This window comes from Sphaerisporangium sp. NPDC051011, from assembly GCF_040653595.1.
Classification (GTDB): Bacteria; Actinomycetota; Actinomycetes; order Streptosporangiales; family Streptosporangiaceae; genus Sphaerisporangium.
The window spans coordinates 569439-593628 of record NZ_JBFAGG010000004.1; the positions used below are offsets into that span (position 1 = coordinate 569439).

A 24190-nucleotide genomic window follows, 5' to 3' on the forward strand; every position below is an offset into this window, starting at 1 on the left:
ATAGGGCGAAGTCTCCAAGAAGCGCGTTCCTCGCGTCGGACGAAAAGGCGAGCGCATGCGGATGGGAAGATTGCTGGGCGTCATCGAGTTGGCCGGCGAGCCCAGGTCGGCCGGAATGGCCCGTGAGTTCGTACGGAAGAGGCTGGGCGACGATCACCCGGCGCTGGACACCGTGACACTCCTGGTGTCCGAAGTGGTAAGTAATGCGGTGGTCCATTCCAATTCCAGGAATGGTGGAAAAGTCACTCTGGCGCTCGCCGATTGCCACGACTTCGTTCACGTCGACGTCGTCGACGCGGGCGGCGAAGAGGCTCCGCGGGTGCGTGACGACGAATCCGGTGAGAGCGGGCGTGGTCTCCTCATCGTCCAGACGCTCGCCTCCGGCTGGGGCGTACGCCAGGACCTCACCAGTCGGACCGTGTGGTTCCAGGTGGGGTACGAGTACAAGCGGGTGCCCCCGGCTCCGATCCTGCCCCGGCAGCGGGAATCCCCGGACGGCGGCGAGACCGCCTTACGCCGGACCGCCCGGCGCGCGGCAGCCCGGGCGGTCACCGAAAGCCTCATTCCGGAACGAGCTCATCCCCGGCGTTCCGCGGAGCGCTGGAGCCGTGACCGGGACGGATTCGGCGGGGAATCCGGCTCACCCGGCGTCGATCCGTTCCTTTATTAAGCCCTTTACGAGGCGTTCGCCCCACTGGCCGGGGCGGTGGCGAGGTGAATGCTCCTGAGTCCGGGTCAGGGGCAGGCCCCCGGTCCTCGCCGCCGCCCCATTTGCTCCATCCAAGGCGACATGCAGGCGTCGGATCTTCTCGACGGTCCGCTCATCTTTCCGAGTGCGGGCCCGCCGGGCCGGTTCGCGGCTCAGCCAGGAATAGAAGCCAATAGAAGGCACCGCGCGCCACGTTCAGCATCCGACCCCAGCCGCTTGATGCCATAGCCTGGTAGTGCATTGTCAGGCGGCTGGCTAGCTGAGGTTGAATGATGGACAGCGACAATCCGGTTCGTTTCGAACATCGGCTTACCGGACGAGGCTGGGCCGATTCGGTGCTCACCATAGGAGAGGCCCGAGCCGAGCTTCGCTCATCGTTCGTCACGAACGCGCCTCACGACCTCTTCGAAGCACTGCGACGCCTCTGCCTCGGCACGACGAAGGTGAGCACCGCTTGGTATGAGGAGCCCGGAATCTTCCGGTGGCTTTTCACGCGGGACGGCCCGGACGTTCGTGTCCGGATCGTGTGGCTCTCTGGTGACCCAAGGTGGCCGGGTTCCTGCAGCCGACCGGTACTCGACGCCCGGTGCGGGCTCGACGAGCTGATACGAGCCGTCATCGCGGGGTTCCGCCGGTTGCGCGACGAGATCGGCGACCAGGTCTACGAAAAGAGCTGGGACATGCCCTTCCCCGAGCCACGGTTGGCCGTGCTCGACCGGGAGAGGCGTTCATTGGTCCGATCGAAGGCGAGGCGCCGGCCTTCGCCCAGGAGTGCGGCTCGTCGCCGACAACGCCGGCGCTCACGCCACGTTTCATAGCCGGGGCACTCCAGGACGACGAACGAAACGTTCCCCTCTGCGGCTCCGGCGGGCGGGCCCGGTGGTGTCGTGCCGGGCCCGCGGTACGGGATCAGTAGTAGAGCGGGTCGAAGCGGATGGGGAAGTCGTTGCGGGCGGTGGCGAAGTCCTGGAAGTACATGATGTTCTGGCTCACGCCGTGGCCGCTGATGATGCCCTTGGCGATCACGCCGGCGCCCGAGAGCGTGAAGACCGGGCCGCCGCTGTCGCCGGGCTGGGTGGCGCGCAGGCCGTTGATCTGGTGGGCCTCGATGAGGTCGTTGTAGCACTCCCAGCGCCCGTAGGCGTCCCAGTCGCAGTACCAGGCGGTGAAGTCGTGCTGCTCCAGGCCGCATCGCACGCCGGTGTTGGAGCCCGACGAGCAGAACTGCTCCTTGGGGTACACCCAGTCCCAGCCGTAGACCTGCTTCTGCTGGTTGGTGACGACGGGGCCGTCCCAGATCCATCCCCGCGCGTTGGAGGAGATCAGCATCGTGTCGTGGCCGGTGTTCTCATACTGGACCTGGCCCACCCAGTCGTTCTCGACTCCGTCGACGAACCAGTGACCGGGCTTGCCACAGTGGCTGGCCGTGAGGATGTACTTGTAGCCGTCGTAGCCCTGGACGGCGAAGCCTCCGGTGCAGCCCACGTAGTTGTTGCTGTAGTTCCGTAGGATCGCCGGCATGGCGCTGCGACCTGTGCAGGTGAACATAAAGGCTCTTGATGACTCGGCGGTCGGCCGGTTCTGGGCGGAGGCGCTCGGCTGGAGTGCTTACAGCCCCGGCGTGACCACCTACGTTGGACCCGTCGGCGGCCTCGTTTGGCCCGACCCGGTCGCCGTCTGCGTCGACGTCGTTCCCGTCCCGGAACCTAAGACAACAACAAAGAACCGTGTGCACCTCGATCTCGCCACCACCTCTGCGGCCCATCAGACGGAGTTGGTCGCGCGCCTCCAGGCTCTCGGTGCGACGCCCGCCCACGTGGGCCAGGGCAAAGTGCCGTGGACGGTCCTCGCCGACCCCGAAGGCAACGAGTTCTGCGTGCTGGAGCCTCGATCGATCTACCGGGACACCGGGCCGATCGCCCGGGTGGTGGTCGACTGCGCGGATCCGCGGGCCATGGCCCGGTTCTGGGGCGAGGCGATGGACTGGACCCTGCACGAGGTGACCGACGATCACGCGGTGCTGCGCTCCGCCAAGGGCGTCGGCCCGTATCTCGAGTTCCTCCGCACGCCCGACGCGAAGACCGTGCCAGACCGCGTCCATCTTGATCTGCTGCCATACCCCGGTGACGACAAAGCAGCGGAGGTGGCCCGGCTGCGGGCCATCGGCGCCACCGACCTCGACCTCGGCCAGGGCGACGTCCCGTGGACGTGCCTGGCCGACCCGGAGGGCCACGAGTTCTGCGTCCTCGCCCCATCCTGACGCGGAGCCCTTAACGACACCCCGACACGTGAGCCTTGTGCTCACGCGCCATGACCCCGGGTGGGTTGGACTGCGGTGTCTCGGTCGATTCGGGCGGCGAGAGCTTGCGCGCAGGGGGCGAGATCAGCTCGCTCGCCGACCACAACACTCAACTCGCCAACTGAAGCGCTAAGAAGCCCTAACAAAGTGATCTAGGAATACCGGTGAGTGGGACTTCTCATGGCAGTCGGGCCGCGCGGCCTCACAGCCGGGATCTCAGCACGTCGATCTCACAGCCCGGCGCGAACGGGTCGAAGCCGTGCTCGACCAGCCAGCGAACATTCAGCAGGCTTCGCAACGACCACCACGCGCGGATCACGTCGAGGTCGACGTCGGTGCCGTAGCCGGCGACGACGTCGCCGAGGTGCTCCTCGTGTCCGAGCGTCAAGGTGGCGAGGTCGTACAGGGCATCACCTTGGCCTGCCTCGGACCAGTCGATGATGCCCGTGATCCCGTCGCCGTCGACGAACACGTGATCGATCTGCAGGTCGCCATGCGTGAAGACCGGTGTCCACGGCCGGAGCGCGGCCTCGGCGACCTGGCGGTTGCGGGTGACCAGGTCGGCGGGCAGGACGCCGTTCGTCACGAGCCACTCGCACTCGCCATCGAGATCCGCCGCCAACTCGTCGAGGCCCCGGCCGGCCTGGCCGGGCCTGGGCGGCAACGGCGCGTCGTGCAACCTCCGGATGGCGGCGCCCGCCGCGGCCCACGCCGCCGGGGACGCGGTCGACGGCTCGCCGAGGCGGCCGAGCGCCGTCCCCGGGACTGCGGCGATCGCGAGCACCGGCGGCTTGTGCCACAGGACCTTCGGGGTCGGGACCGGCGCCAGGGCCATCGCCTCGACCTCGACGTCGATGCGCGCCTGATCGGCGTCCACCTTCAGGAACACGTCGCCCACGCGCAGGGTCGCGCGCTCGGAATGGGCGACGACCATTTCGACCTCGTCCATGGGCGACCAGTATCCCGGGGATGATCGTCGACGTCACCGGGTTTATCGCGTGCGATTGCGCGGCTGACCGCGTCCTGCTACCAAGCGGCCTCACGTTTCTCGCCGCCCGGCTCTGATGCCGGTGTCACGACGCGGGCGTGCCGTCGCGGAAGGCGGTCAGCAGGCGCCGGGCGTAGTACGACTCCCAGGGCTCTCCCGGCGCCTCCCGGCCGTACGCCTTGTCCAGCCCCACGAACTCGTAGATCAGTTCGCTCGGCACTGGGGTCGTCCCGAGCAGGCTCGGCAGGTCGGACAGCCTGATCAGCCAGTCCGCGTACCAGGACGCCCAGTCGGGATCGACACCGTCCGTGATCTCGTAGACCCGGTGATGCACCTCCGCCGCCTCGTGCAGCAGGTCCCGGACCTGCCCCACACGCGTGTCCATGTGACACCGCCTCCCTGTGTCACAAACTTCGCATTATGCGCATAACCCTCTAACTCCAGGATCCCACGCCATATCGCCATTGCCGACATCGCGGCCTAGCTTCCCGACCTCAGTAAGGTGTCGTCGACCACGCCGGCCATCAGGATCTACTGGTGGGCGAGATGACGGTGGTCAGCCAAGTGGCGATGTCGGTGACGACCGCCGGGTCCATGTGCTGGGCCGGCTCGAGTTCGGACGGCTTGGACGGGCCGGTGCCGGGGAAGAAGAAGTGATTGTCGGCGTCGTAGACGCGGATCGTCACATCGGGGCGGCCGTCGAGGCCGGCCCGCCATCGGGTGAGGTCGTCGGCGACGGTGACCTGGTAGTCCCGGGCGCCCTGCAGGATGAGCATCGGCCTGCCCAGCTTGGCGGCGGCCGCGGCCGGGTCGTAGCCGCGCAGATCCAGCCAGTATCGGGCGGGCACGCCGAAGGGCAGGTCGCCGGCCGGGGTCGCCGGGGACAGGTCCGGACTGTCCACCGTCTGGGCCTGCCTGGTCATCGTGTCGATGACCGGCTGGGACGCGGCGGCGGTATCGGGATCCAGGGAGGCCAGGTATTGGATCTGGCGAACTGCCGACCAGTACATCGGCTGCGCCCCTCCGGCCAGGATGACCATCCCGGCCACGGCATCTTCGGCTGCGGCGACGCGCGGGGCGACGGTGCCGCCGAGGCTGTGGCCGAGCACGAACACCCGCGCCGGGTCGACGGCCTGGTGCTCGCGGAGCAGCCGCACGGCGGCGACCGCGTGGTGCACGTACTCGTCGTCGAGGGTGAAGTCGTCGAGAGCCAACTGATCGCCGTGGGCGTAGGTGACCTTGTCGAACCGCGCCACCGCGACGCCCCGGCCGGCCAGCCCCCAGGCCAGGTCCTTGAGCGGCTTGTTGCGCCCGATCGTCTCGTCCCGGTCATGCGGTCCCGACCCGGCCAGCAGCACGACCGCCGGGTGCGGCCCCGGGGCGTTCGGCATGGTCAGGGTGCCGGGCACGGCGAGCCGGCCGGTGCCGATCACCGCCTCCTGCTCATGGAAGGCGCGGGGGTCGGCGTAGTCGGGTGGCTGCCACGGCTGGGTGGGCCGCGCGGCGTCGGCGGGGGCGAGTTGGATGCCGCCCAGCCAACCCGCGTCGCTGACCGTCACCAGCACCACCGCCTCGCCGTGCTCGAACGCCAGCGGGATCCTCACCAGGGTGACGCCCGGCCCGGCCGGCTCGCTGACCGGGGCTCCGACCGAGGTGAGCGGGCCGTGCCGGTCCAGCTCGGCGGTCCAGGCGGCCTGCAGCGACTCTGGGATCACCATGGCGCGCAGGCTCGGCGCGAACATGTCGCGGATCTCCGTGAACCTGCCGGCCTTGACCAGGTCCAGCACGGTCACGCCGATGACGGCGGCTCCGTTCGGCATCATGATGTCCTCCGCTTCGAATTCGCGTGCTTGGGGGTGGCTTGTTTGGAGGTGGCCCGTTCAGGGGCGGTGCGTCCGGTCGTGGACGTGGGGTCGTTGTCCGGGCGGCCGCCGCCGGCCTGCTCGCCGGGGAGCAGGACGGTGGCCAAGATCCGGCGTTTGCGGCCCGGCCGCGGCGGATTGGCGGCGGCGGGCTGCAGCACCCGCGTGAGTTCGGCGAGCAGGGCGGCGTACTCGGTGTCGTCGAGCCACAGCCCGGCCAGCCGGAAGGTGGCCCCGTCCCGGATCGGGTCGACCTCGTCGCGGGCGAGGTACCGGTCGACGTCGCCGAGCAGCCCGGCCACGAACGCCATGAACGCCTGGCGCATGTCGTCGACGGTCATGGTCGCGATCTGGTCCGGCGTGATCAGCGACGCGCTGGCCCGGAGCACGTAGGTGCGCTCCACCGCGCCGCGGACCTGCCGCTCCGCGACCACCTGGAGGACCCCGGCGTCGACCAGCCGGGCCACGTGCCGGTACAAGGTGGCCGGCGGTATGTCGGCGAGTTGGGCGGCCAGCGCGCTGGTCGTCAGCGCCACGTCGCCCAGGAACGCCTGCACGATCCGCAGCCGGACCGGGTGCAGCAGAAGATCGGCGGATGTCACGACCAGCACGGTAGCAGTCCGTTATCACCAACGACAACATTATCGATGCTGGGATTAATGACGGGGCCTTCGGTAAGAGGAGCTCGATGTGCGACCGCGCCGACGACGAGCGAGGCGAGGCCGGATGACGAAAGTGGAGAGCCCGGCACCGGGCGGGGAGCCTGGTGCCGGGCTGAGGTCGGGGCCGGGTGGCATGTCCGGCGCTGGTGGAGAATCCGACTCGGGCTGGTGTCAGGAGGACCTGAGTCACCGGGTCATCAGGAGGACCTGAGTCGCCGGCTGGTGCAGGAGGACCTGACTTGAGCGGGTGTCAGTCGCCGAACTCGTTCTGGACCCCGGCCGGGGTCAGCGCCGAGACGTAGTGCTGCGGCAGGTGGTCGTCGATGGAGTACATCGCCGGTAGCGCGCGGGTGGCCTCGAACCTGCGCGCCACGTACGACATCGCCGCCATCGGGATGCCGAGCATGCCCGGCATCTGCCCCGTCGGCCGCCGCCTGGCGATCCACCGGCCCCTGCGGGCCTGCGAGGCGCAGCGCGTGCCGGGGATCGCCGACAGGATGCCGTTGGCCAGGTGCGGGACGCGGTAGTGGATCTCGCGGCCGAAGTGCCGGAACGGGCCCGAGGCGGTGGACGGCAGGTGGGGCACGACGTCGCGGTCGTAGACGTACCGGATGACGTTCTGGCGGAGGAACTCGTCGCTCTGGCAGGCCTCGGCGAAGCTCGGGTCGCCGATCATGGGCTGGCCGAACGTGTAGACCGCGCGCATCCGGTCGCCGAGCACGTCGCGGTACTTACGCTCGTGCCTGATCATGACGCCCATGAGGGCCGCCATCGCGCCGCCCTGGCTGTGCCCGGTGATGTAGAGCGCCTCCAGCTCGCCCTCGCCCCGCGGGCCGTCGGCCCCGTAGCGGTCGCCGTCGGCCGAGAGGCCGCCGGTCGCCTTGCGGTCGCCGCACGCGCGGCGCAGCGCGTTCATGATCTCGTAGCGGGTGGCCCGCACGTTGCGGTAGACGCCGGCGTGCACCGTGGCGCAGGGGTCGCTGATCTGGTACCCCATCCGCTCGGGCTCGACGTCCAGGTTGCTCATCCAGTTGATGAAGTTCAGCGGCTCGGTGCCCCGGTAACACAGGATGCCGACCCGGCCGCTTCTGCTGAGAACGAGAAACGCGGTCGAGGAAATGAGCATCGCGTCGACCGACGAATGGATCATCTCGCAGTGATTATCCTCAAGGCCCATTCTGGCCATGATCATCGAGAGCGTTTCCGGGTCGGAATACGCGTACGCCGCGCACGTGGCCATCACGTGCGCGATTTCCGGGTCCGGCTGCTCGACGGCGCTCAGGAGTCGCCGTTCCAGATTCTTGTAGACCGGGAATCCGGCCGTCTCCCGATGGCCGAACGGCCGGAGTTCGTCGTACGAGGGGGCCCGCACGCCGCGCCTGCGCAGCCCGCCTCCCCGCAGGATGTCGCGCATCCGCTCCTCGATCGACTCGCCGGAGGCCGCCATCGGTTTCCTGGTGCCGCTCACCACCTTTCCGGCGTTCGGCTGGCCGTCGGTGGCCGTTACGGGTTTGTCCGTCTGGCGATTGTTTCTGGTGGTATCCACGCTTGCCACGCCCATACACCTTCCGGTAAGCGACGGTGCTTTCGACTGTTCCGCGGCCTCAACGATGAGCAGGACAGCATCTTCAACGATCGTAAGCATCGCTTAACGCGCACCCCGAGATCCGCCTGTCCCAAACAATTTCCTGGACATCCCAGGTCAAATCCCATGTATCAGCAAACTCATGTCCCGGGTGCCCATTTCCCTGGAAGCGGCTCACTCGAGGCCAGGCCGTCGCGCGCCGGATGAACGGCCAGATGGACGGCTAGCGCCTGGGAAACGCCGCCAGCGTGAGCGAGGTGCCGGTGTGGTGTGCCGGGGCGTCGTCCCCGGCGGTGGACGCGGAGAGCGGCAGGCGCAGGACGAACCGCGCCCCGTCGGCATGGGACGCGCCGGCCTCGATCGTCCCGTCGTGCGCGCGGGCGATGTCCCGGACGATCGCGAGGCCGAGACCCGTTCCGCCCTTGTCGCGGCGGCGGGCGGCGTCCAGCCGGGTGAAGCGCTCGAAGATCCGCTCCCGGTCGGCCTCGGCGATGCCGTCCCCGTCGTCGGAGACGATCAGTTCGGCGTGGGTCGAGTTCCTGCGCACCTCGACCAGCACCAGGCGCTTGGCGTGCCGCTGGGCGTTGTCGAGCAGGTTGGTCAGCACGCGGGCGATCTGCGTGTCGACGGCCTTGACGAGAACGCCCGGCGCGAGCCGCAACTGCGTGGGAAGCCGGTCCTTGCGCCGGGAGACCTCCATGTGGACCGACTCGGCCAGGTCGACGTCGTCCCTCGCCCCGGGCTCGCCGCCGCCGACCCGCGCCAGCAGCAGCAGGTCGGAGATGATGGCCTGGAGCCGGCCGACATCCCGCAGCGAGTGGTCGACCAGCTCGCGCAGGTCGGTCTCCTCGGGGTACAGGCGCGCCTCCTCCAGCTGCACGCGCAGCCCCGCGACCGGCGTGCGCAGCTCGTGCGAGGCGTCGGAGGCGAAGCGCCGCTGCTGGGCGAGGACCTCCTCCATCCGTCCCCGCGCGTTCTCCAGGCGGTCCAGCGTGCTGTTGACCGTCCGGGCGAGCCGGGCGATCTCGTCGTCCCCGGCGGGCTCGGGCACGCGGCTGCTGAGGTCGCTGAGGTTGGTGGCGTCCAGCTCGGCGCGGATGGCCTCGACGGGCCGCAGAGTCCGTCCGGTGATCTGCCAGGCGGCGAGGACGGCGACGGAGATCAGCGCCGCCACCTGCACGGCGAAGAGCAGGTCGAACGCGCCCGCGGAGATGCCCCCGCGGTCGGGGCCGGCCGCGTACACGACGTTGGAGTCGTGGACGGTGCTGACGCGCACCGCCGCCAGGCGCAGGCAGCCCAGGTTCTGGTTGGTGCACGTCTGCACGTCCCGGCGCGGCTGAAGCGGGCCGGGGCGCACGTCGGACAGCGGCGGCAGCCCGCGGGCGTCGGGCGAGGCGGCGACCACGCGCTGAGAGGCGTCCACCACCTGGATCAGGTCCGCGCCCGGGAAGTCGGTGGTGATCTCCGGGCTGGTGATCCGCCCGGCGCGGTCCGCGGCCGCCACCACGCCGGCCGCGTACCGCGCGTCGAGCCACCGGGCATTGGCGAGTTCCTGGCGCGCGACCATTCCGGCCAGCACTCCGGCCGGGACGAGCAGGAGCATGGCGAGGACGGCGACCAGGGCCGTGACCCGTCCCCGGATCGACCGGGGACGCCACAGCTTCCAGGCGCGCCGCGGCGGGCGTGGTGAAGCGGAGGGTCCGAGCGGCACTGGGTCCTCCAGGTGGCGCGGTCTTGCGGTCTTGGATGCGATGCGGGATCCGGTGTTCCGGGCCCCACGGGAGCCGGACGGCGTCCGGCCGATGTGGTGCCCGCCGGGCGTTGGCCCGCGGCGGGCGAGGATCTTCGCCGTCCCCCTGTCGTCGCCCGGCGAGACGGCGCGGACGCGGGCGCCCTGCGGGCGCGAAAGGGAGGCGCGGTGGGCCTGAGGCCACCGGTCTGGTGTGCCGGCGCGGCGGGCACAAGGCACGATCTACCACGTACCAAGAGCAGACCACTACGGCAAAACCCACCTTAGCAGAAACCCCAAGATGGTGCAAACCTGACAAAAGACAGCTTCAAGGAGGTCATGACCGGATAAAAGCTGGGGCCCTCGTACGGAAAGACCCGGCAGGGAAGGGAGGCCCCCGGCGAGGCGGTCGCGGTTGCCCCGCCTGCGGTGGGGGGTGCGCGCCGGTGCCGCGGTCGCGCGCCGTCCGCCGGTCGGGCTCTGTCATGCCGGCGGCCGCGTGGGCCCGGCCGGCCGCAGGGGTCCGGGGTCTCCTGCGGCCGGCCGGGAGAAGGGCCCGTCCGTCCGGCCGATTCGAGCGGCACCACCGCGGCGCAGCCGAAGTCGGCGGGAACGGCTCCGCCGCGGGTCTGGTCGCCCGGACGGACGGGAGCATCAGGCGAGGGCGGATGATCCATCCGATCCTCGAAAAATTGCAAAGATCGCCGAATGATTTGCGGTCTGAACGAACGGATTTGACAGGGCTTGTCGAATTAAAGACCGCCCCCGGGGGTTGTGCCAAGACCTCCGACCACTTCGCTTCGGTAACGCTTCTGCAACGCAAGGGGCCGCCGAGCCGTGACCTGCGGCCGGGCTCCGGATGCCAAGTCGTTACCTGAACGGGGTGTTTACGTCCAGATCTCGTCGTGTTAGAAATCGGTTAATTGTTCTTCGATACATACAAAGTGGTCGGGTGATAGATGTGGCGCAGAGACGGCCGGTCGCGCCGGCCGGCGGGGGCGCCCAGGCGGTGGGACACGCCTCCCTGCGCCGGGCGAACCTCGCACTGGTCCTGCGTCATCTGCGCGAGGAGGGCTCCTGCTCGCGCTCCGACATCGCCGACGCCACGGGCCTGCACCGGGCCACCGTGTCCAACCTCATGGCCGAGCTGCTCAGCCGGGGGCTGGTGCGCGAGGTCGGCATCGAGCACGTCGGGGCGGTCGGACGCCCGCGCAGGGCGGTCGCCCTGGACGGCTCGCACGTCGGGGTGCTCGGCACCGAGATCAACGTCGACTACGTCGCCGTCCACGGCACCGACCTGGCCGGACGCGTCCTGGTCGAGCGGCGCGTCGGCTTCGACGCCATGGGTATGGGCCCGGACCGCTCGCTGAAGGAGCTCGGCCGCGTGGCCAAGGAGGCGCTGGACGACCTCACCGCCGCCGGCGCCGTCCCCGCGGGCATCGGCGTCGCCGTCCCCGGCCTGGTGGACGTCGCCCGCGGCGCGGTCTCGTTCGCGCCGAACCTCGGCTGGCGCGACCTGCCGCTGGCCGACCGCCTCCAGGCGGAGATCGGCGGCGGGGCGCCCGTGATGGTGGACAACGACGCCAACCTGGCCGCGCTCGCCGAGTACACCGGCGGGGTCGCCGCCGGGACGCCGGACATGGTCTACCTCACCGGCGAGGTCGGCGTGGGCGGCGGCATCATCGTCGCCGGGGCCCTGCTGCGCGGCGCGGACGGCTTCTCGGGCGAGGTCGGGCACATGCCCGTGGACCCCACGGGAAGCCGCTGCGGCTGCGGGCGGGTGGGCTGCTGGGAGACCAAGGTCGGCCTCGCCGCGCTGGTCGGCTCGGCGACGCCTGAGCGGGCCTACGGCCTCGGCCCGGCGCCCGATCCCGAGGAGCGGGTGGTGGAGATCGCCCGGGGCCTCGCGCTGGGCGACGCGCGCGTGATGGCCGCGGTCGCCGAGGTCGGGCGCTGGCTCGGGCTCGGCGGCTCGATCCTGGTCAACCTGTTCAACCCGCGCGCCATCGTGCTCGGCGGATACTTCGCCACGCTCGCGGAGCGGCTGATCCCGCCCGCCCAGGCGGAGCTGGAGCGGCTGGTCATCGCCGGTCCGGCCGCCCGCTGCAGGTTCCTCGCCTCCGGCCTCGGCTTCGGCGCCGCCTCTCGGGGCGCCGCGAGCATGGTGGTCGAGCAGGTCATCAACGACCCCACGACGATCGGTTCGACCCCGATCGCCTCGACGACAAGTCTGGCAGGAAGATGACGCATTCTTTCAACACTTGATACGCTTTTTGCGGAGTCATGTTCCGTCCGGATTGAGCACCGGACCCCTGGAGGCGGCACCCTTCCAGGCGCACGGCGGCACAGCGCAGAACCATCCGCACCATCCCGGCACCACAGCACCACGCACCACCCCCCGGCAACAAGCGCGGCGGCGCGCGCCTTGCCTGACTGACCCCCCAAGTCAGGAAAGGACCCCCATGTCACCACGTCCTCGGCCGTGGACCCGGCTCCTCGCCACGTTCGCCCTCGTAGTTTCGGGCGGCATGGCGGCCGTGACGGCCTCAGGACCGGCGGCCAACGCCTCGGTCATCCCCGCGTCCGACTACCAGCAGGTACAGCTGGCCGTCGGCGGCGCCGAACTCGGCGAGGCCATGTCCCTCGCGGTGCTCCCCAACCGCTCGGTGCTCCACACCGCGCGTGACGGCACGATCCGCGTCACCGACGCGGCGGGCAACACCAAGGTCGCCGGGAAGCTCAGCGTCTACACGCACGACGAAGAGGGCCTCCAGGGCATCGCCGCCGACCCGAACTTCGCCGCCAACCGGTACATCTACGTGTACTACTCGCCCACGCTGAACACCCCCGGCGGCGACGCGCCGACCACCGGCACCCAGGCGCAGTTCGACCAGTGGAAGGGCGAGCTGTACCTCTCGCGCTTCACGCTCAACGCCGACGAGACCGTCAACATGGGCACCGAGAAGATCGTCCTGCGGGTGCCCAACGACCGCGGCCAGTGCTGCCACGTCGGCGGTGACATCGACTTCGACGCGGCCGGGAACCTTTACCTGACCACGGGCGACGACACCAACCCGTTCGAGTCGAGCGGATACTCGCCGCTGGACGAGCGCACCGACCGCAACCCGCAGTTCGACGCGCAGCGCTCCTCGGGCAACACCAACGACCTGCGCGGCAAGGTCCTGCGCATCAAGCCCCAGCCGGACGGCACCTACACCATCCCCTCGGGCAACCTCTTCCCGCCGGGAACGGCCAAGACCCGCCCCGAGATCTACGCGATGGGCTTCCGCAACCCGTTCCGCATGTCGGTGGACAAGGCGACGGGCATCGTCTACCTCGGCGACTACGGCCCCGACGCGGGCGGCACCGACCCCAACCGCGGCCCCGGCGGCCAGGTGGAGTTCAACCGGATCACCGGCGCGGGCAACTACGGCTGGCCGTACTGCACCGGCACCAACACCACCAACGAGACCTACAACGAGTACACCTTCCCGAGCGGCCCGTCCCAGGCCAAGTACAACTGCGCGGGCGGCCCGACCAACAACTCGTTCCGCAACACCGGTCTCACCACGCTGCCCGCGGCCAAGCCGTCCTGGATCCGCTACGGCGGCGACGCCGGCTCCCCGCCCGAGTTCGGCGGCGGCTCCGAGTCCCCGATGGGCGGCCCGGTCTACCGGTACGACGCCTCGCTGAACTCCGCGGTCAAGTTCCCGCAGTCGCTCGACGGGCGCTACTTCGCCGGCGAGTACGGCCGCAGGTGGATCAAGGCCATCCAGGTCAACGCCGACGGCAGCCCCGGTGACATCGGCGCCTTCCCCTGGACCGGCACCCAGGTCATGGACATGGCCTTCGGCCCCGACGGCGCGCTGTACGTCCTCGACTACGGCACCGGCGCCAACAACCAGGCGCTCTACCGGATCGAGTACATCGGCTCGGCGAACCGAAACCCGATCGCCAAGGCGGCCGCCGACAAGACCTCCGGCCTGGCGCCCCTGACGGTGAACTTCTCCTCGGCCGGCAGCTCCGACCCCGAGGGCGGCGCGCTGACCTACTCGTGGAACTTCGGCGACGGCACCACCTCCACCGCCGCCGACCCCACGAAGACCTACACCACCAACGGCACCTACACCCCCACGCTGACCGTCAGGGACCCGCAGGGCCTCACCGGCACCGCCAGCCTGGTCGTCTCCGTCGGCAACACCGCGCCGACCGTGAACCTGACCACGCCCGGCGACGGCCAGCTGTTCTCCTACGGCGACACCGTGCCGTTCACGGTGACCGGCAGCGACCCCGAGGACGGGGCGCTGGACTGCGCCAAGGTGACCGTGACCTACTTCCTGGGCCACGACAGCCACCGCCACCAGATCACCTCCAGGACCGGCTGCTCCGGCTCGATCACCGTCCCGACCGACGGTGAGCACGACGCCGCGGCCAACATCTACGGGGTGTTCGAGGCGTCCTACACCGACAATGGCGGCCTCACCTCCACCAGCACCCGCACCCTGCAGCCCCGGCACCGCCAGGCCGAGCACTACGGCGCCATGCAGGGCATCCAGCTCGCCACGCACGGCCCGGCCGAGGGCGCGACGACCGTCGGCTTCACCGACAACGGCGACTGGATCTCCTTCACGCCCTACAACGTGAGCAACGCCGTCAGCATCACCGCCCGGGTCTCCTCGGGCGGCGCCGGCGGCACGCTGGAGGTCCGCGCCGGCTCGGCGACCGGAACCCTGCTCGGCTCGGCGACCGTCCCCAATACCGGCGGCTGGGAGAACTTCGTCGACGTCACCGCCAACCTGACCAACAAGCCGGCCGGGGTGACCACGCTGTACCTGGTGTTCAAGGGCGTCACCGGCCAGGGCAACCTGTTCGACCTGGACGCCTTCACGCTGAACACCTCGACGGGCGGCAACACCCAGACCGTCGAGGGCGAGGCCTACACCTCCAACTTCGGCGTCCAGCCGGCCGCCCACGCGGGCGCCAGCGGCGGCACCACCATGGGGTACATCGACAACGGCGACTGGGCCGGGTACTCGCAGGTGAACACCCAGGGCGCCAAGACCTTCGCGGCCCGGGTCTCCTCGGGCGGCCCCGGCGGCACGATCACGATCCGCTCCGGCTCGCAGACCGGGACGATCCTCGGCACCGTGAACGTCGCCAACACCGGGAACTGGGACACCTTCACCAACGTGTCCACGAACCTCACCGGTTCGGCGACCGGCCCGTTGTTCCTCACCTTCAGCGGCGGCTCCGGCTCGCTGCTCGACGTCGACACCTTCACCATCACCCGCTGACGGCGCGTCCTGCGCGGCCCCCTCCCCGGACGGGACGCCGCGCCGGACGGGCCTCCGGTCCCGCGTGAGACGCATCCCTCACGCGGGACCGGAGGGTCCGCAGACGAAAGGACAGCCATGTTCGCCCTGACCAAGGTGATGCGCGGCGGTCTGGCGCTGGTCGCCGCAGCGCTGGTCGCCACGCAGTTCGCCCCCACCGCCGCCCACGCGGCCGACCCCGCCTACAAGGTGCTGGTCTTCTCCAAGACCGCCGGGTTCCGCCACGACTCGATCCCCGCCGGGATCCAGGCCATCCGCGATCTCGGCGCCGCCAACAACTTCACCGTCACCGCCACCGAGGACGCCACCGCCTTCAATGCGGCCAACCTGGCCCAGTTCAAGGCGGTCGTCTTCCTCAGCACCACCGGCGACGTGCTCGACGCCGGCCAGCAGACCGCCTTCCAGTCCTACGTGGACGGCGGCGGCGGGTACGTCGGCATCCACGCCGCCGCCGACACCGAGTACGACTGGCCGTACTACGGCCGGCTCGTCGGCGCGTGGTTCAAGAGCCACCCGGCGCAGCAGAACGCGGTGGTCAAGAACGAGGACCGCACCCACCCGGCGACCGCCCACCTGGGCGCGACCTGGACGCGGTTCGACGAGTGGTACAACTACCGCACCAACCCGCGCGCCGGCGTCCGCGTCCTGCAGAGCCTGGACGAGAGCAGCTACACCGGCGGCGAGATGAGCGGCGACCACCCGATCACCTGGTGCCACGCCCAGGCGTCCGGCCGGTCGTTCTACACCGGCCTCGGCCACACCATCGAGTCGTACGCCGACTCCAACTACCGTCAGCTCGTGCTCGGCGGCATCCGGTACGCGGCCGGCATGGTCCAGGCGGACTGCCGCCCGGCGACCACGCCGCCGCCCGGCGACACCCAGACCGTCGAGGGCGAGGCCTACACCTCCAGCTTCGGCGTCCAGCCGGCCGGCCACGCGGGCGCCAGCGGCGGCACGACCATGGGGTACATCGACAACGGCGACTGGGCCGGATACTCGCAGGTCAGCACCTCCGGGGCGACCGGGTTCTCGGCGCGGGTCTCCTCGGGCGGCGCCGGGGGGACGATCACGATCCGCTCGGGCTCGCAGACCGGCCCGGTCCTCGGCACGGTGAACGTCGCCGGCACCGGCGGCTGGGACAACTTCACCACCGTGTCCACCACGCTCAACGGCACGGGCACCGGGGCGCTGTTCCTGACCTTCGGCGGCGGCGCCGGGGCGCTGTTCGACATCGACACCCTCACGGTGACCCGGAACACCACCCCGCCGCCCACGAGCACGACGACCGAGGGCGAGGCCTACACCTCGCAGTCGGGCGTCCAGCCGGCGAGCCACGGCGGCGCCAGCGGCGGGCGGACGGTCGGGTTCATCGACAACGGCGACTGGGCCGGGTACTCGCAGGTGAGCACCGCGGGCATCACCAAGTTCTCGGCGCGGGTCTCCTCGGGCGGCGCCGGCGGGACGATCACGATCCGCTCGGGCTCGCAGACCGGTCCCGTCCTCGGCACGGTGAACGTCGCCAACACCGGGAACTGGGACACCTTCACCACGGTGAACACCACGCTCAACGGGACGGGCACCGGCGCGGTGTTCCTGACCTTCAGCGGCGGCGCGGGTTCCCTTTTCGACATTGACACCTTCACCGTTTCCACGTGAGGGTGCATGATCCGATCGGGTGACCGATCGGCACCGAGATCCACCGCCCGGGACGTCCCCGCAGGGGATGTCCCGGGCGTACGGGTCTCCGCGCGCGTGTCCCCCGAAGCCCCCGCGGACGGGGTCCGGGGCACCGGGCAGGCGCGCGGAGCCCACTGCTGTACCGCGAGAAGGCGGACCCGGCGGGGGCCCGCCCAAGATAGTGAGGAGTAGCCGATGGACGTCGGGGTGTGGCTCGTAGGAGCACGAGGATCGGTCGCGACCACGGTGATCACGGGCGCGGCCGCGCTGCGCGCCGGGCTCGCGGCACCCATAGGGTGTGTCACCGAACAACCCGGATTCGCCGAGGCGGGCCTGCCGCCGATCCACGGCCTGGTGTTCGGCGGCCATGACATCGCCGGCACGCCGCTGCCCAAGCGCGCGGAGGAACTGGCCCACGCCGGGGTCGTCCCGGCCCGGCTGCCCGAGCTCGTGCGCCAGGACCTGGAGGAGGCCGACGCCGAGATCCGGCCCGGCGTAACGCCCGGACCCGCGGGCACCCAGGCCGAGCAGGCGCGCAGGCTGGCCGACGACATCACCGGCTTCCGCGAGCGCAGGGGACTGTCCCGCGTGGTCGTCGTCCACGTGGCCTCCACCGAGCCGCCCGTGCCCGATCACCCGGCCCATGGCGACCTCGCCGCGCTGGACGAGGCCCTCGCTCGGCCCGGCGACATCCTGCCCCCGAGCTCGCTGTACGCGTACGCCGCGCTCAGCGCCGGCTGCTCCTACATCGACTTCACCCCGTCCACCGGCGTGTCGCTGCCCGCCCTGGACGAGCTGGCCCGGACGAAGGGCGTGCCGTACGCGGGCCGCGACGCCAAGACGGGGGAGACCCTGGTCAAGACCGCGCTCGCGCCGATGTTCGCCGCGCGGTCGCTGGCCGTGCGCTCGTGGTCGGGGACGAACCTGCTCGGCGGAGGAGACGGCGCCACACTGGCCGATCCGGCGGCGGGGGAGAGCAAGAAGATCTCCAAGGACCGCGCCCTGCCCGGCATCCTCGGCCACCCGGTGGAGGGGCAGACCCACATCGACCATGTCTCCCACCTCGGCGACTGGAAGACCGCCTGGGACCACATCACGTTCGAGGGCTTCCTCGGCGTCCGCATGACGATGCAGTTCACCTGGCAGGGGTGCGACTCGGCGCTCGCGGCGCCGCTGGTGCTCGACCTCGTCCGGCTGATCGCCCGCGCGCACGAGCGCGGCCACGCCGGGGCGATCCCTGAGCTGGGCTTCTTCTTCAAGGACCCGATCGGCCAGGACGAGCACCGCCTGCACGCCCAGTACGACCTGCTGCGCGCCTGGGCCGGGACGCTCGCGTGAGCGTCTCGCGTCACCCATGGTGCCTGCGGTGCACGCTCGATACCGTTAAGCCCGAAATATCACGCTATAGCGGGAAAGGTGGGCGGTCATGAGGTTCGGCTATGGAACCAACGGTTTCACGAACCACCGCCTGGACGAGGCGCTCGCCGTGCTCGCCGACCTCGGCTACGACGGCGTCGCGCTCACCCTGGACGCCGGCCACCTCGACCCGTACGCCCCCGGGCTCGCCCACCACGTCGACCACGTCGCCAAACGGCTCGGCGAGCTCGGCCTGGCCGTGGTGATCGAGACCGGCGGCCGCTACGTCCTGGACCCGTACCGCAAACACCACCCCACCCTGCTCCACCCGCCCGAGGCGGCGGCCCGCCGGATCGACCTGCTCCGCCACGCCGTGCGCGTCGGCGCCGACCTCGGCGCGGAGGCCGTCTCCTTCTGGAGCGGCGTCCTTCCGCCCGAGGTCGGCGAGGAACGGGCCTGGGACAACCTGCTGGCCGGGGTCGCCGCCGTCCTGCAGGAGGCCGAGGAACGCGAGGTCACGCTCGGCTTCGAACCCGAACCGGGCATGCTCGTGGACACGATCGCCGCGTTCGAGCGCCTGCACACGCTGGCCGGCGCGCCCCCGCGGCTCGGCATGACCCTCGACATCGGCCACTGCCGCGCCCTGGAGCCCGAACCGGTCCCCGACTGCGTCCGCCGCGCCGGCCCGCACCTGGTGAACATCCAGATCGAGGACATGCGGCGCGGCGTGCACGAGCACCTGGAGTTCGGCGAGGGCGAGATCGACTTCCCGCCCGTGCTCGAGGCCCTGGAACAGACGGGGTACCGCGGCCTGGTCAGCGTCGAGCTGCCCCGGCACTCCCACGCCGCCCCCATGATCGCCGAGCGGTCGCTGCGCTTCCTGCGCGAGGCCGCCCCGGCCACCCCCTCCATCCCCTCCCGCGCCCACCCCACCAGGGGCGTGAGGCAGCGATGACCGCCCGGATGGAACGAATCCGTACCGGAAGGACGAGCCAACGATGAGCACGACCCACGACTCAGGCCCGGCGCTCTCCCTCGGCCTCGGCGAGGAGGCCGCCCGCTGGTTGGCGGACGCCGTCGAACGGATCGGCGCCGACGCCGAGGCGCTCGCGAGCCTGTTCCCCGCCGCCGGGCGCGCCTGCGGACGCGACCCGGTCGCCGCCATGCCCGGCTGGACCGTCGACCAGGCGGTCCGCGTGGAGCTCATGCGGGCCCTGCCCCTGACCGGCGCCGCCCTCGGCGAGACCCTCTTCGACCTCTACACCCGCGGGGACGCCGCCGAGCGCCTCGCCGTCCTCAAGGGCCTGCCCGCCCTGGACGAGGACGGACGGCTCGCCGACGCCGGCCTGCCCGTCGTCCGTGACGCCCTGCGCACCAACGACGCCCGCCTCGTCCGGGCGGCGCTCGGGCCGTACGGGGCGCGCCACCTGCCGGACCACTCCTACCGGCAGGCCATCCTGAAGTGCGTCTTCATCGGCGTGCCGCTGGGCGAGGTCTCCGGCCTCGACACGCGCGCGGACGAGGAACTGGCACGCATGATGGCCGACTTCGCCGAGGAACGCCTGCGCGCCGGCCGCCAGGTCCCCGCGGACATCTGGCCCGTCGTCGAGACGTACCCCTCCCTGCTGACCAAGGTCCGCGCCCTGCTGGCCGAGGGCGATCCGCACGCCGCGGCCGGGTCCGACGCCCCCCGCGACCCGGCCTGACCCGATCGCCCCATCGAGAGGAATCCCCCCATGCGCATCTTCGACCCCCACATCCACATGACTTCGCGCACGACCGACGACTACGAGCGCATGTACGCGGCCGGGGTCCGCGCCGTCGTCGAGCCCGCCTTCTGGCTGGGCCAGCCGCGCACGTCCCCCGGCACGTTCGCCGACTACTTCGACGGCCTGCTCGGCTGGGAACCCTACCGCGCCGCGCAGTTCGGCATCGTCCACTACTGCACGATCGCGCTGAACCCCAAGGAGTCCAACGACCCGCGCCTGCGCCCCGTCCTGGACCTACTGCCCCGCTACCTCGCCAAGGACCGCGTGGTCGCCGTCGGTGAGGTCGGCTACGACGACGTCACCCCGGCCGAGGACGAGGCCCTGGCCCGCCAGCTCGAACTCGCCGCCGAGCACGGCCTGCCCGTCCTGGTCCACACCCCGCACCGGGACAAGGCCGCGGGCACCCGCCGCACGCTGGACGTCGTCCGCGAGTCCGGCCTGCCGCCCGAGCGCGTGCTGATCGACCACCTCAACGAGATGACGGTCGGCATGGTTCGGGAAAGCGGCTGCTGGATGGGCTTCTCGGTCTACCCCGACACCAAGATGGACGAGGACCGGATGGTCGCGATCCTCAAGGAGTACGGCTCGGACCGCATGGTGGTCAACTCGGCCGCCGACTGGGGCCGCAGCGACCCGCTGAAGACCCGCGCCGTCGCCGACGCCATGCTCGCCAGCGGTTTCTCCGACGCCGACGTCGAGACCGTCCTATGGGACAACCCGGTCGCCTTCTACGCCCAGAGCGGCCGCCTGGACCTCTCCGAGGTGAAACCGGCCGACACCTACGCCGGCAACAGCATCCAACGCGGCGCCCCCCGCGACTGACCCGCGCCCCAACACGCCGCCGCCGTCCCCCGGGGAACCGGACCGGGGGACGCGCTCTAGGGTGAGCGGTGGGGAACGCGCAGGTGAGGAGTGTGGGCGATGGAATCGGTGGTGCGGGTCGCGGGGGACGCGGACATGCCCGGTGTACGTGAGGTGGCCTCACACTTCGAGCTTCTCGACGACTGGGAAGGCATGCCCGACTTCCTCGACGCCGAGCGGGCGTACGGCAAACTGGTCGTGGGGGAGGCCGGCGGGCGGATCGTGGGGTTCGGCGGGGTGCTCCGCCGGGGGAAGCTCTCCCATCTGGGCGATCTGTTCGTCCTGCCCGAGTACCAGTCGTCCGGGATAGGCCGGTCGATCCTCAGCGAGGTGCTGCCGTCCGGCACGCCAGGGGCCACGTTCGCGTCCGACGACCCGAGGGCCCTCGGCCTGTACGTGCGCCAGGGGATGCGCCCGATATGTCCGCTTCTCTACCTGATCTACCACCCGAACAAGACCTCCGGCCCGCGAGCGCCCGAGGCGCCGGAGCCCGCGCGGGCGCAGGCCGGTCCCGCCGCGCGGAAGCCGGCGGCCGGACCCGCCGTGCCGGAGGCGGTGCCGCGGGAGGTCGCGGCGCTGGACGCGCGCCTCGCGGGCGGCGACCGTACCGGATCCCTGTCCTGGTACGCGGGCCTGCCCGGCGTGACGCTGCACGTCACCGGCGCCGGGTACGCGTTCGCCCGCAGGACGGAAGAGGACCTCGAAGTGGGCCCGGCAGGCGGCGAAACCCCTCAGGACTGCGCCGCCGCCCTCTCCGCGGCCGTCGCCGCCGCCGACCCGGACGTCGACGAGGTCCAGGTCGCGGTCCCCGGCGTCCACCCCCTCCTGCCCGAACTCCTGCGATCCGGGTGGCAGATCGACGACATGGACACCCTCATGACCACCGACCCCGCCATGCTCCGCCTCGACCACTACCTCCCACACCCCGACCTGGGCTGACGCGAATCGCCCACGCGCGCGTGACGGCCCGGTGGCGGGGCCTCTCGAATGTGGCCGTGCTTTCGGGGGCAGGTAGACGGGTGGGGACATGACCGGCACGGGGACACGGGGGTCGTCATGGATGGTCAGCGGATCATCGCCGTCAGCCGTCCCGTCACGCGGTACGAGATCGACGTGGACGCGGCCTTCGACGACTTCCGGGACCGCTACGAGGCGGCGGTCCCTCCCTACCCGGCCAGGGAGTTCGACGCGCTCGTGGAACGCGGGGCGGGCTGGGACGAGGTGCTCGACCTGGCGCGACGGGCCGCGCCGCACCACTTCATGATCTACTGGAAGTACGACGCCGACCCGATGATGGCCCTGGCGGGGGACTATTTCCGCGGCTCGGAGTACCTGATGGGCAACCACACGATCGCCGAGCGCATGTTCCGCCACAACCCCGGCATCCTGCTGTACGCGCCGCTGCGCACGACCATCACCGAGGGCGTGGACGGGGCCACCCGCTTCTGCTTCGACCGCCCCGCCGACGGCTTCGGCAGCTTCGCCGACGACGCCATCACCGCCGTGGGCACCGACCTCGACCACAAACTCGCCGCCCTCCTGCGCCACCTGTCCCTCCCCGTCCCCGCCGCGCTGGACGCCGGCCCCGACGCCGACTGAACCCGGAGAGATTCGTACGCCCGGGACCGATGAGTTCCGGCGGACGGCGAGGTCTGACCTCACGAAGCCCTGGACGGAAGCCCTGGACGAGGGTGTCCGGGGGATCGCCCGAGGGGAGAGCCCCATGCGCGGAGCCTGACCGGACACCGGCCGGGGCGGTCGGCGCGCGCCCGGCTCCCGCCGGCCAGAACAGGGAGCCGGGCCGGCCGGTCAGGGGCCGGCGCGGAAGGTCCAGGCGTCCGGGCCGGGGTCGCCGTCGTCGCGCTCGGCCGGGGGCCCGGATCCGCCGGCCAGGGGCAGGCGGACGAGGAAGCGCGCGCCGCCCTCGGGCGAGGCGCCCACCTCGATGGAGCCGTCGTGGGCCAGGACGATGTCACGGGCGATGGCGAGGCCGAGACCCGTGCCGCCCCGGTCGCGGCTGCGGGCCGTGTCGAGCCGGGTGAACCGCTCGAAGACGCGTTCCCGGTCGGCCGGGGCGATGCCGCCCCCGTCGTCGTCGACGAGGAGCTCGGCGTGCGTGGTGTCGTAGCGCACTTCGACGCTCACGGACCGCCGGGCGTGACGCTCGGCGTTGTCCAGCAGGTTGGCGACGACGCGGCTGATGTGCTCGCGGACCCCCTCCACATGGACCTCGGAGGGCAGCGTCAGCCGCATGTCGAGCCGGCGGGCGTGCCGCGTCACCTCCGAGCGGACGATCGCGGACAGGTCCGCCCTCTCCCGCGGCCTGCCGTGGCCGGCGCAGATGCTCTCCAGGAGGAGCAGGTCGGAGATGATCGCCTGAAGCCGGTCGACGTTCTTCAGCGTGTGCCGCAGCAGTTCGCCGAGGTCGGTGTCATCGGGATGGAGCTGGGCCTCCTCGAGGTTCGCGCGCAGCCCCGCGAGGGGGGTGCGCAGCTCATGGGAGGCGTCGGCGGCGAACTGCCGCTGCCGGTTGAGAGCCCGTTCCATCTTGGCCTTGGCTCCTTCCAGCCTCGACAGCGTGCCGTTGATGGTCCGCGCCAGCCGGGCGATCTCGTCGTCGCCGGACGGCTGCGGGACTCTGCCGCTCAGATCGTTGACGTTCATCGTGGCCAGCTCGCCGCGGATGGACTCCACCGGGCGCAGGGTGCGGCCGGTGACCTTCCACGTGGCCGCGACCGCGAGCGCGACGAGCAGGGCGATCTGGGCGGTGAAGATGGAGTCGATGAGCCCGGTGGACGCCTCCAGGGGCGCCCGCCTGCCCGCGTACACCACCGGCGAGTCCGCCGAGGGGCCCACTCTCAGCGCCGCCACCCTGACGCAGCCCACGCCGTGGCCGGAGCAGGAGCTCACGTCCTCCTCCGGCGCCCGGGGACCCGGCCACACGGTGGTCATCGGGGCGAGCCCGCGGGCGGCGGGAGAGGCGGCGATCACGTGGTGGCCGGGCGCCACGACCTGGACGAGGTCGATGCCGGGGACGTCGGACCTGATCGGAGGGCCGCCCGGATGTCCAGAGCGGTAGGCCGCGGCGACCAGTCCCGCCTCATGCCGCGCGTCCAGCCAGATGGTGTTCATGATGGATCGGTGCGCGACCGCGCCGGCCACGAGCCCGGTAGGTATGAGCAGGAGCATCGCCAGGAACCCGACCAGCAGCGTGAGCCGGCCCCGGATCGAGGACGGGAACACGGTCACGCGCGGCCGGAACGCCGATGCCTGCACGTCTGGCAGGCGTTCCTCTGCGAGCATCATCATCGTCCAAATCGGTGATCGCCGACGTGAGCCCGTTGCCCGGGGCGCGGGACG

The 24190-nt window shown here is 71.1% G+C and carries 19 protein-coding genes; 11 read left to right on the forward strand and 8 right to left on the reverse strand.

Annotation, left to right across the window (positions count from 1 at the left end):
* The first annotated feature begins 115 nt into the window (after positions 1-115).
* Positions 116-670: an ATP-binding protein gene (locus AB0H21_RS12650; protein ID WP_358515428.1), complete on the forward strand. Its 555-nt coding sequence runs from the start codon at positions 116-118 to the stop codon at positions 668-670.
* 948 nt (positions 671-1618) lie between these two features.
* Here the strand turns inward: AB0H21_RS12650 and AB0H21_RS12655 are convergent.
* Complete coding sequence (locus tag AB0H21_RS12655) at positions 1619-2230, reverse strand: trypsin-like serine protease (RefSeq protein ID WP_358515287.1); 612 nt, start codon at positions 2228-2230, stop codon at positions 1619-1621.
* Here AB0H21_RS12655 and AB0H21_RS12660 point away from each other — a divergent pair.
* Positions 2229-2969 (forward strand): VOC family protein, encoded by a 741-nt coding sequence (locus AB0H21_RS12660; RefSeq protein ID WP_358515290.1) that lies wholly within the window; start codon positions 2229-2231, stop codon positions 2967-2969. The genes AB0H21_RS12655 and AB0H21_RS12660 overlap by 2 nt on opposite strands.
* Before the next feature lie 241 nt (positions 2970-3210).
* Here AB0H21_RS12660 and AB0H21_RS12665 read toward each other — a convergent pair whose 3' ends face one another.
* From AB0H21_RS12665 to AB0H21_RS12690, 6 genes are all read right to left on the reverse strand, one after another.
* Positions 3211-3957, reverse strand: a complete 747-nt coding sequence (locus tag AB0H21_RS12665; RefSeq protein ID WP_358515293.1) for an aminoglycoside phosphotransferase family protein — start codon at positions 3955-3957, stop codon at positions 3211-3213.
* 124 nt (positions 3958-4081) lie between these two features.
* Entirely contained in the window at positions 4082-4381 is a 300-nt protein-coding gene (locus AB0H21_RS12670; protein ID WP_358515296.1) for a hypothetical protein, read from the reverse strand.
* A gap of 139 nt (positions 4382-4520) precedes the next feature.
* Positions 4521-5819, reverse strand: a complete 1299-nt coding sequence (locus AB0H21_RS12675; protein WP_358515297.1) for an alpha/beta fold hydrolase — start codon at positions 5817-5819, stop codon at positions 4521-4523.
* Positions 5816-6460 (reverse strand): helix-turn-helix domain-containing protein, encoded by a 645-nt coding sequence (locus tag AB0H21_RS12680; RefSeq protein ID WP_358515300.1) that lies wholly within the window; start codon positions 6458-6460, stop codon positions 5816-5818. The genes AB0H21_RS12675 and AB0H21_RS12680 overlap by 4 nt, the downstream gene beginning before the upstream one ends.
* 310 nt (positions 6461-6770) lie before the next feature.
* Positions 6771-8075: a lipase family protein gene (locus AB0H21_RS12685; protein WP_358515303.1), complete on the reverse strand. Its 1305-nt coding sequence runs from the start codon at positions 8073-8075 to the stop codon at positions 6771-6773.
* Positions 8076-8328: 253 nt separating this feature from the next.
* Positions 8329-9816, reverse strand: a complete 1488-nt coding sequence (locus tag AB0H21_RS12690) for a HAMP domain-containing sensor histidine kinase (RefSeq protein ID WP_358515305.1) — start codon at positions 9814-9816, stop codon at positions 8329-8331.
* Between the two features lie 979 nt (positions 9817-10795).
* Between AB0H21_RS12690 and AB0H21_RS12695 the strand changes: the two genes are divergently transcribed.
* The 9 genes from AB0H21_RS12695 (at position 10796) to AB0H21_RS12735 (ending at position 22429) form a co-directional block, all read left to right on the forward strand.
* Entirely contained in the window at positions 10796-12079 is a 1284-nt protein-coding gene (locus AB0H21_RS12695) for an ROK family transcriptional regulator (RefSeq protein ID WP_358515308.1), read from the forward strand.
* 217 nt (positions 12080-12296) lie between these two features.
* A complete protein-coding gene (locus AB0H21_RS12700; protein ID WP_358515310.1) occupies positions 12297-15128 on the forward strand; it encodes a carbohydrate-binding protein in 2832 nt (943 codons plus the stop codon).
* A 117-nt stretch (positions 15129-15245) separates the two neighbouring features.
* Positions 15246-16823 carry a ThuA domain-containing protein gene (locus AB0H21_RS12705; protein WP_358515313.1) on the forward strand — a complete coding sequence of 526 codons (1578 nt, stop codon included), beginning with the start codon at positions 15246-15248 and terminating at the stop codon, positions 16821-16823.
* Between the two features lie 216 nt (positions 16824-17039).
* Positions 17040-18182, forward strand: a complete 1143-nt coding sequence (locus AB0H21_RS12710; RefSeq protein ID WP_358515316.1) for an inositol-3-phosphate synthase — start codon at positions 17040-17042, stop codon at positions 18180-18182.
* Between the two features lie 88 nt (positions 18183-18270).
* A complete protein-coding gene (locus AB0H21_RS12715; protein WP_358515319.1) occupies positions 18271-19155 on the forward strand; it encodes a sugar phosphate isomerase/epimerase family protein in 885 nt (294 codons plus the stop codon).
* A 43-nt stretch (positions 19156-19198) separates the two neighbouring features.
* Positions 19199-19906 carry an EboA domain-containing protein gene (locus tag AB0H21_RS12720; RefSeq protein ID WP_358515322.1) on the forward strand — a complete coding sequence of 236 codons (708 nt, stop codon included), beginning with the start codon at positions 19199-19201 and terminating at the stop codon, positions 19904-19906.
* Positions 19907-19936: 30 nt separating this feature from the next.
* On the forward strand, positions 19937-20791 hold the full coding sequence (locus AB0H21_RS12725; protein ID WP_358515325.1) for a TatD family hydrolase: 855 nt from the start codon (positions 19937-19939) through the stop codon (positions 20789-20791).
* A gap of 99 nt (positions 20792-20890) precedes the next feature.
* Positions 20891-21769: a GNAT family N-acetyltransferase gene (locus tag AB0H21_RS12730; protein WP_358515328.1), complete on the forward strand. Its 879-nt coding sequence runs from the start codon at positions 20891-20893 to the stop codon at positions 21767-21769.
* Positions 21770-21886: 117 nt separating this feature from the next.
* Entirely contained in the window at positions 21887-22429 is a 543-nt protein-coding gene (locus AB0H21_RS12735; RefSeq protein ID WP_358515331.1) for a hypothetical protein, read from the forward strand.
* Between the two features lie 210 nt (positions 22430-22639).
* On the opposite strand, the gene AB0H21_RS12740 is transcribed toward AB0H21_RS12735, so the two are convergent.
* A complete protein-coding gene (locus tag AB0H21_RS12740; RefSeq protein ID WP_358515333.1) occupies positions 22640-24139 on the reverse strand; it encodes a HAMP domain-containing sensor histidine kinase in 1500 nt (499 codons plus the stop codon).
* Between the last annotated feature and the right edge of the window lie 51 nt (positions 24140-24190).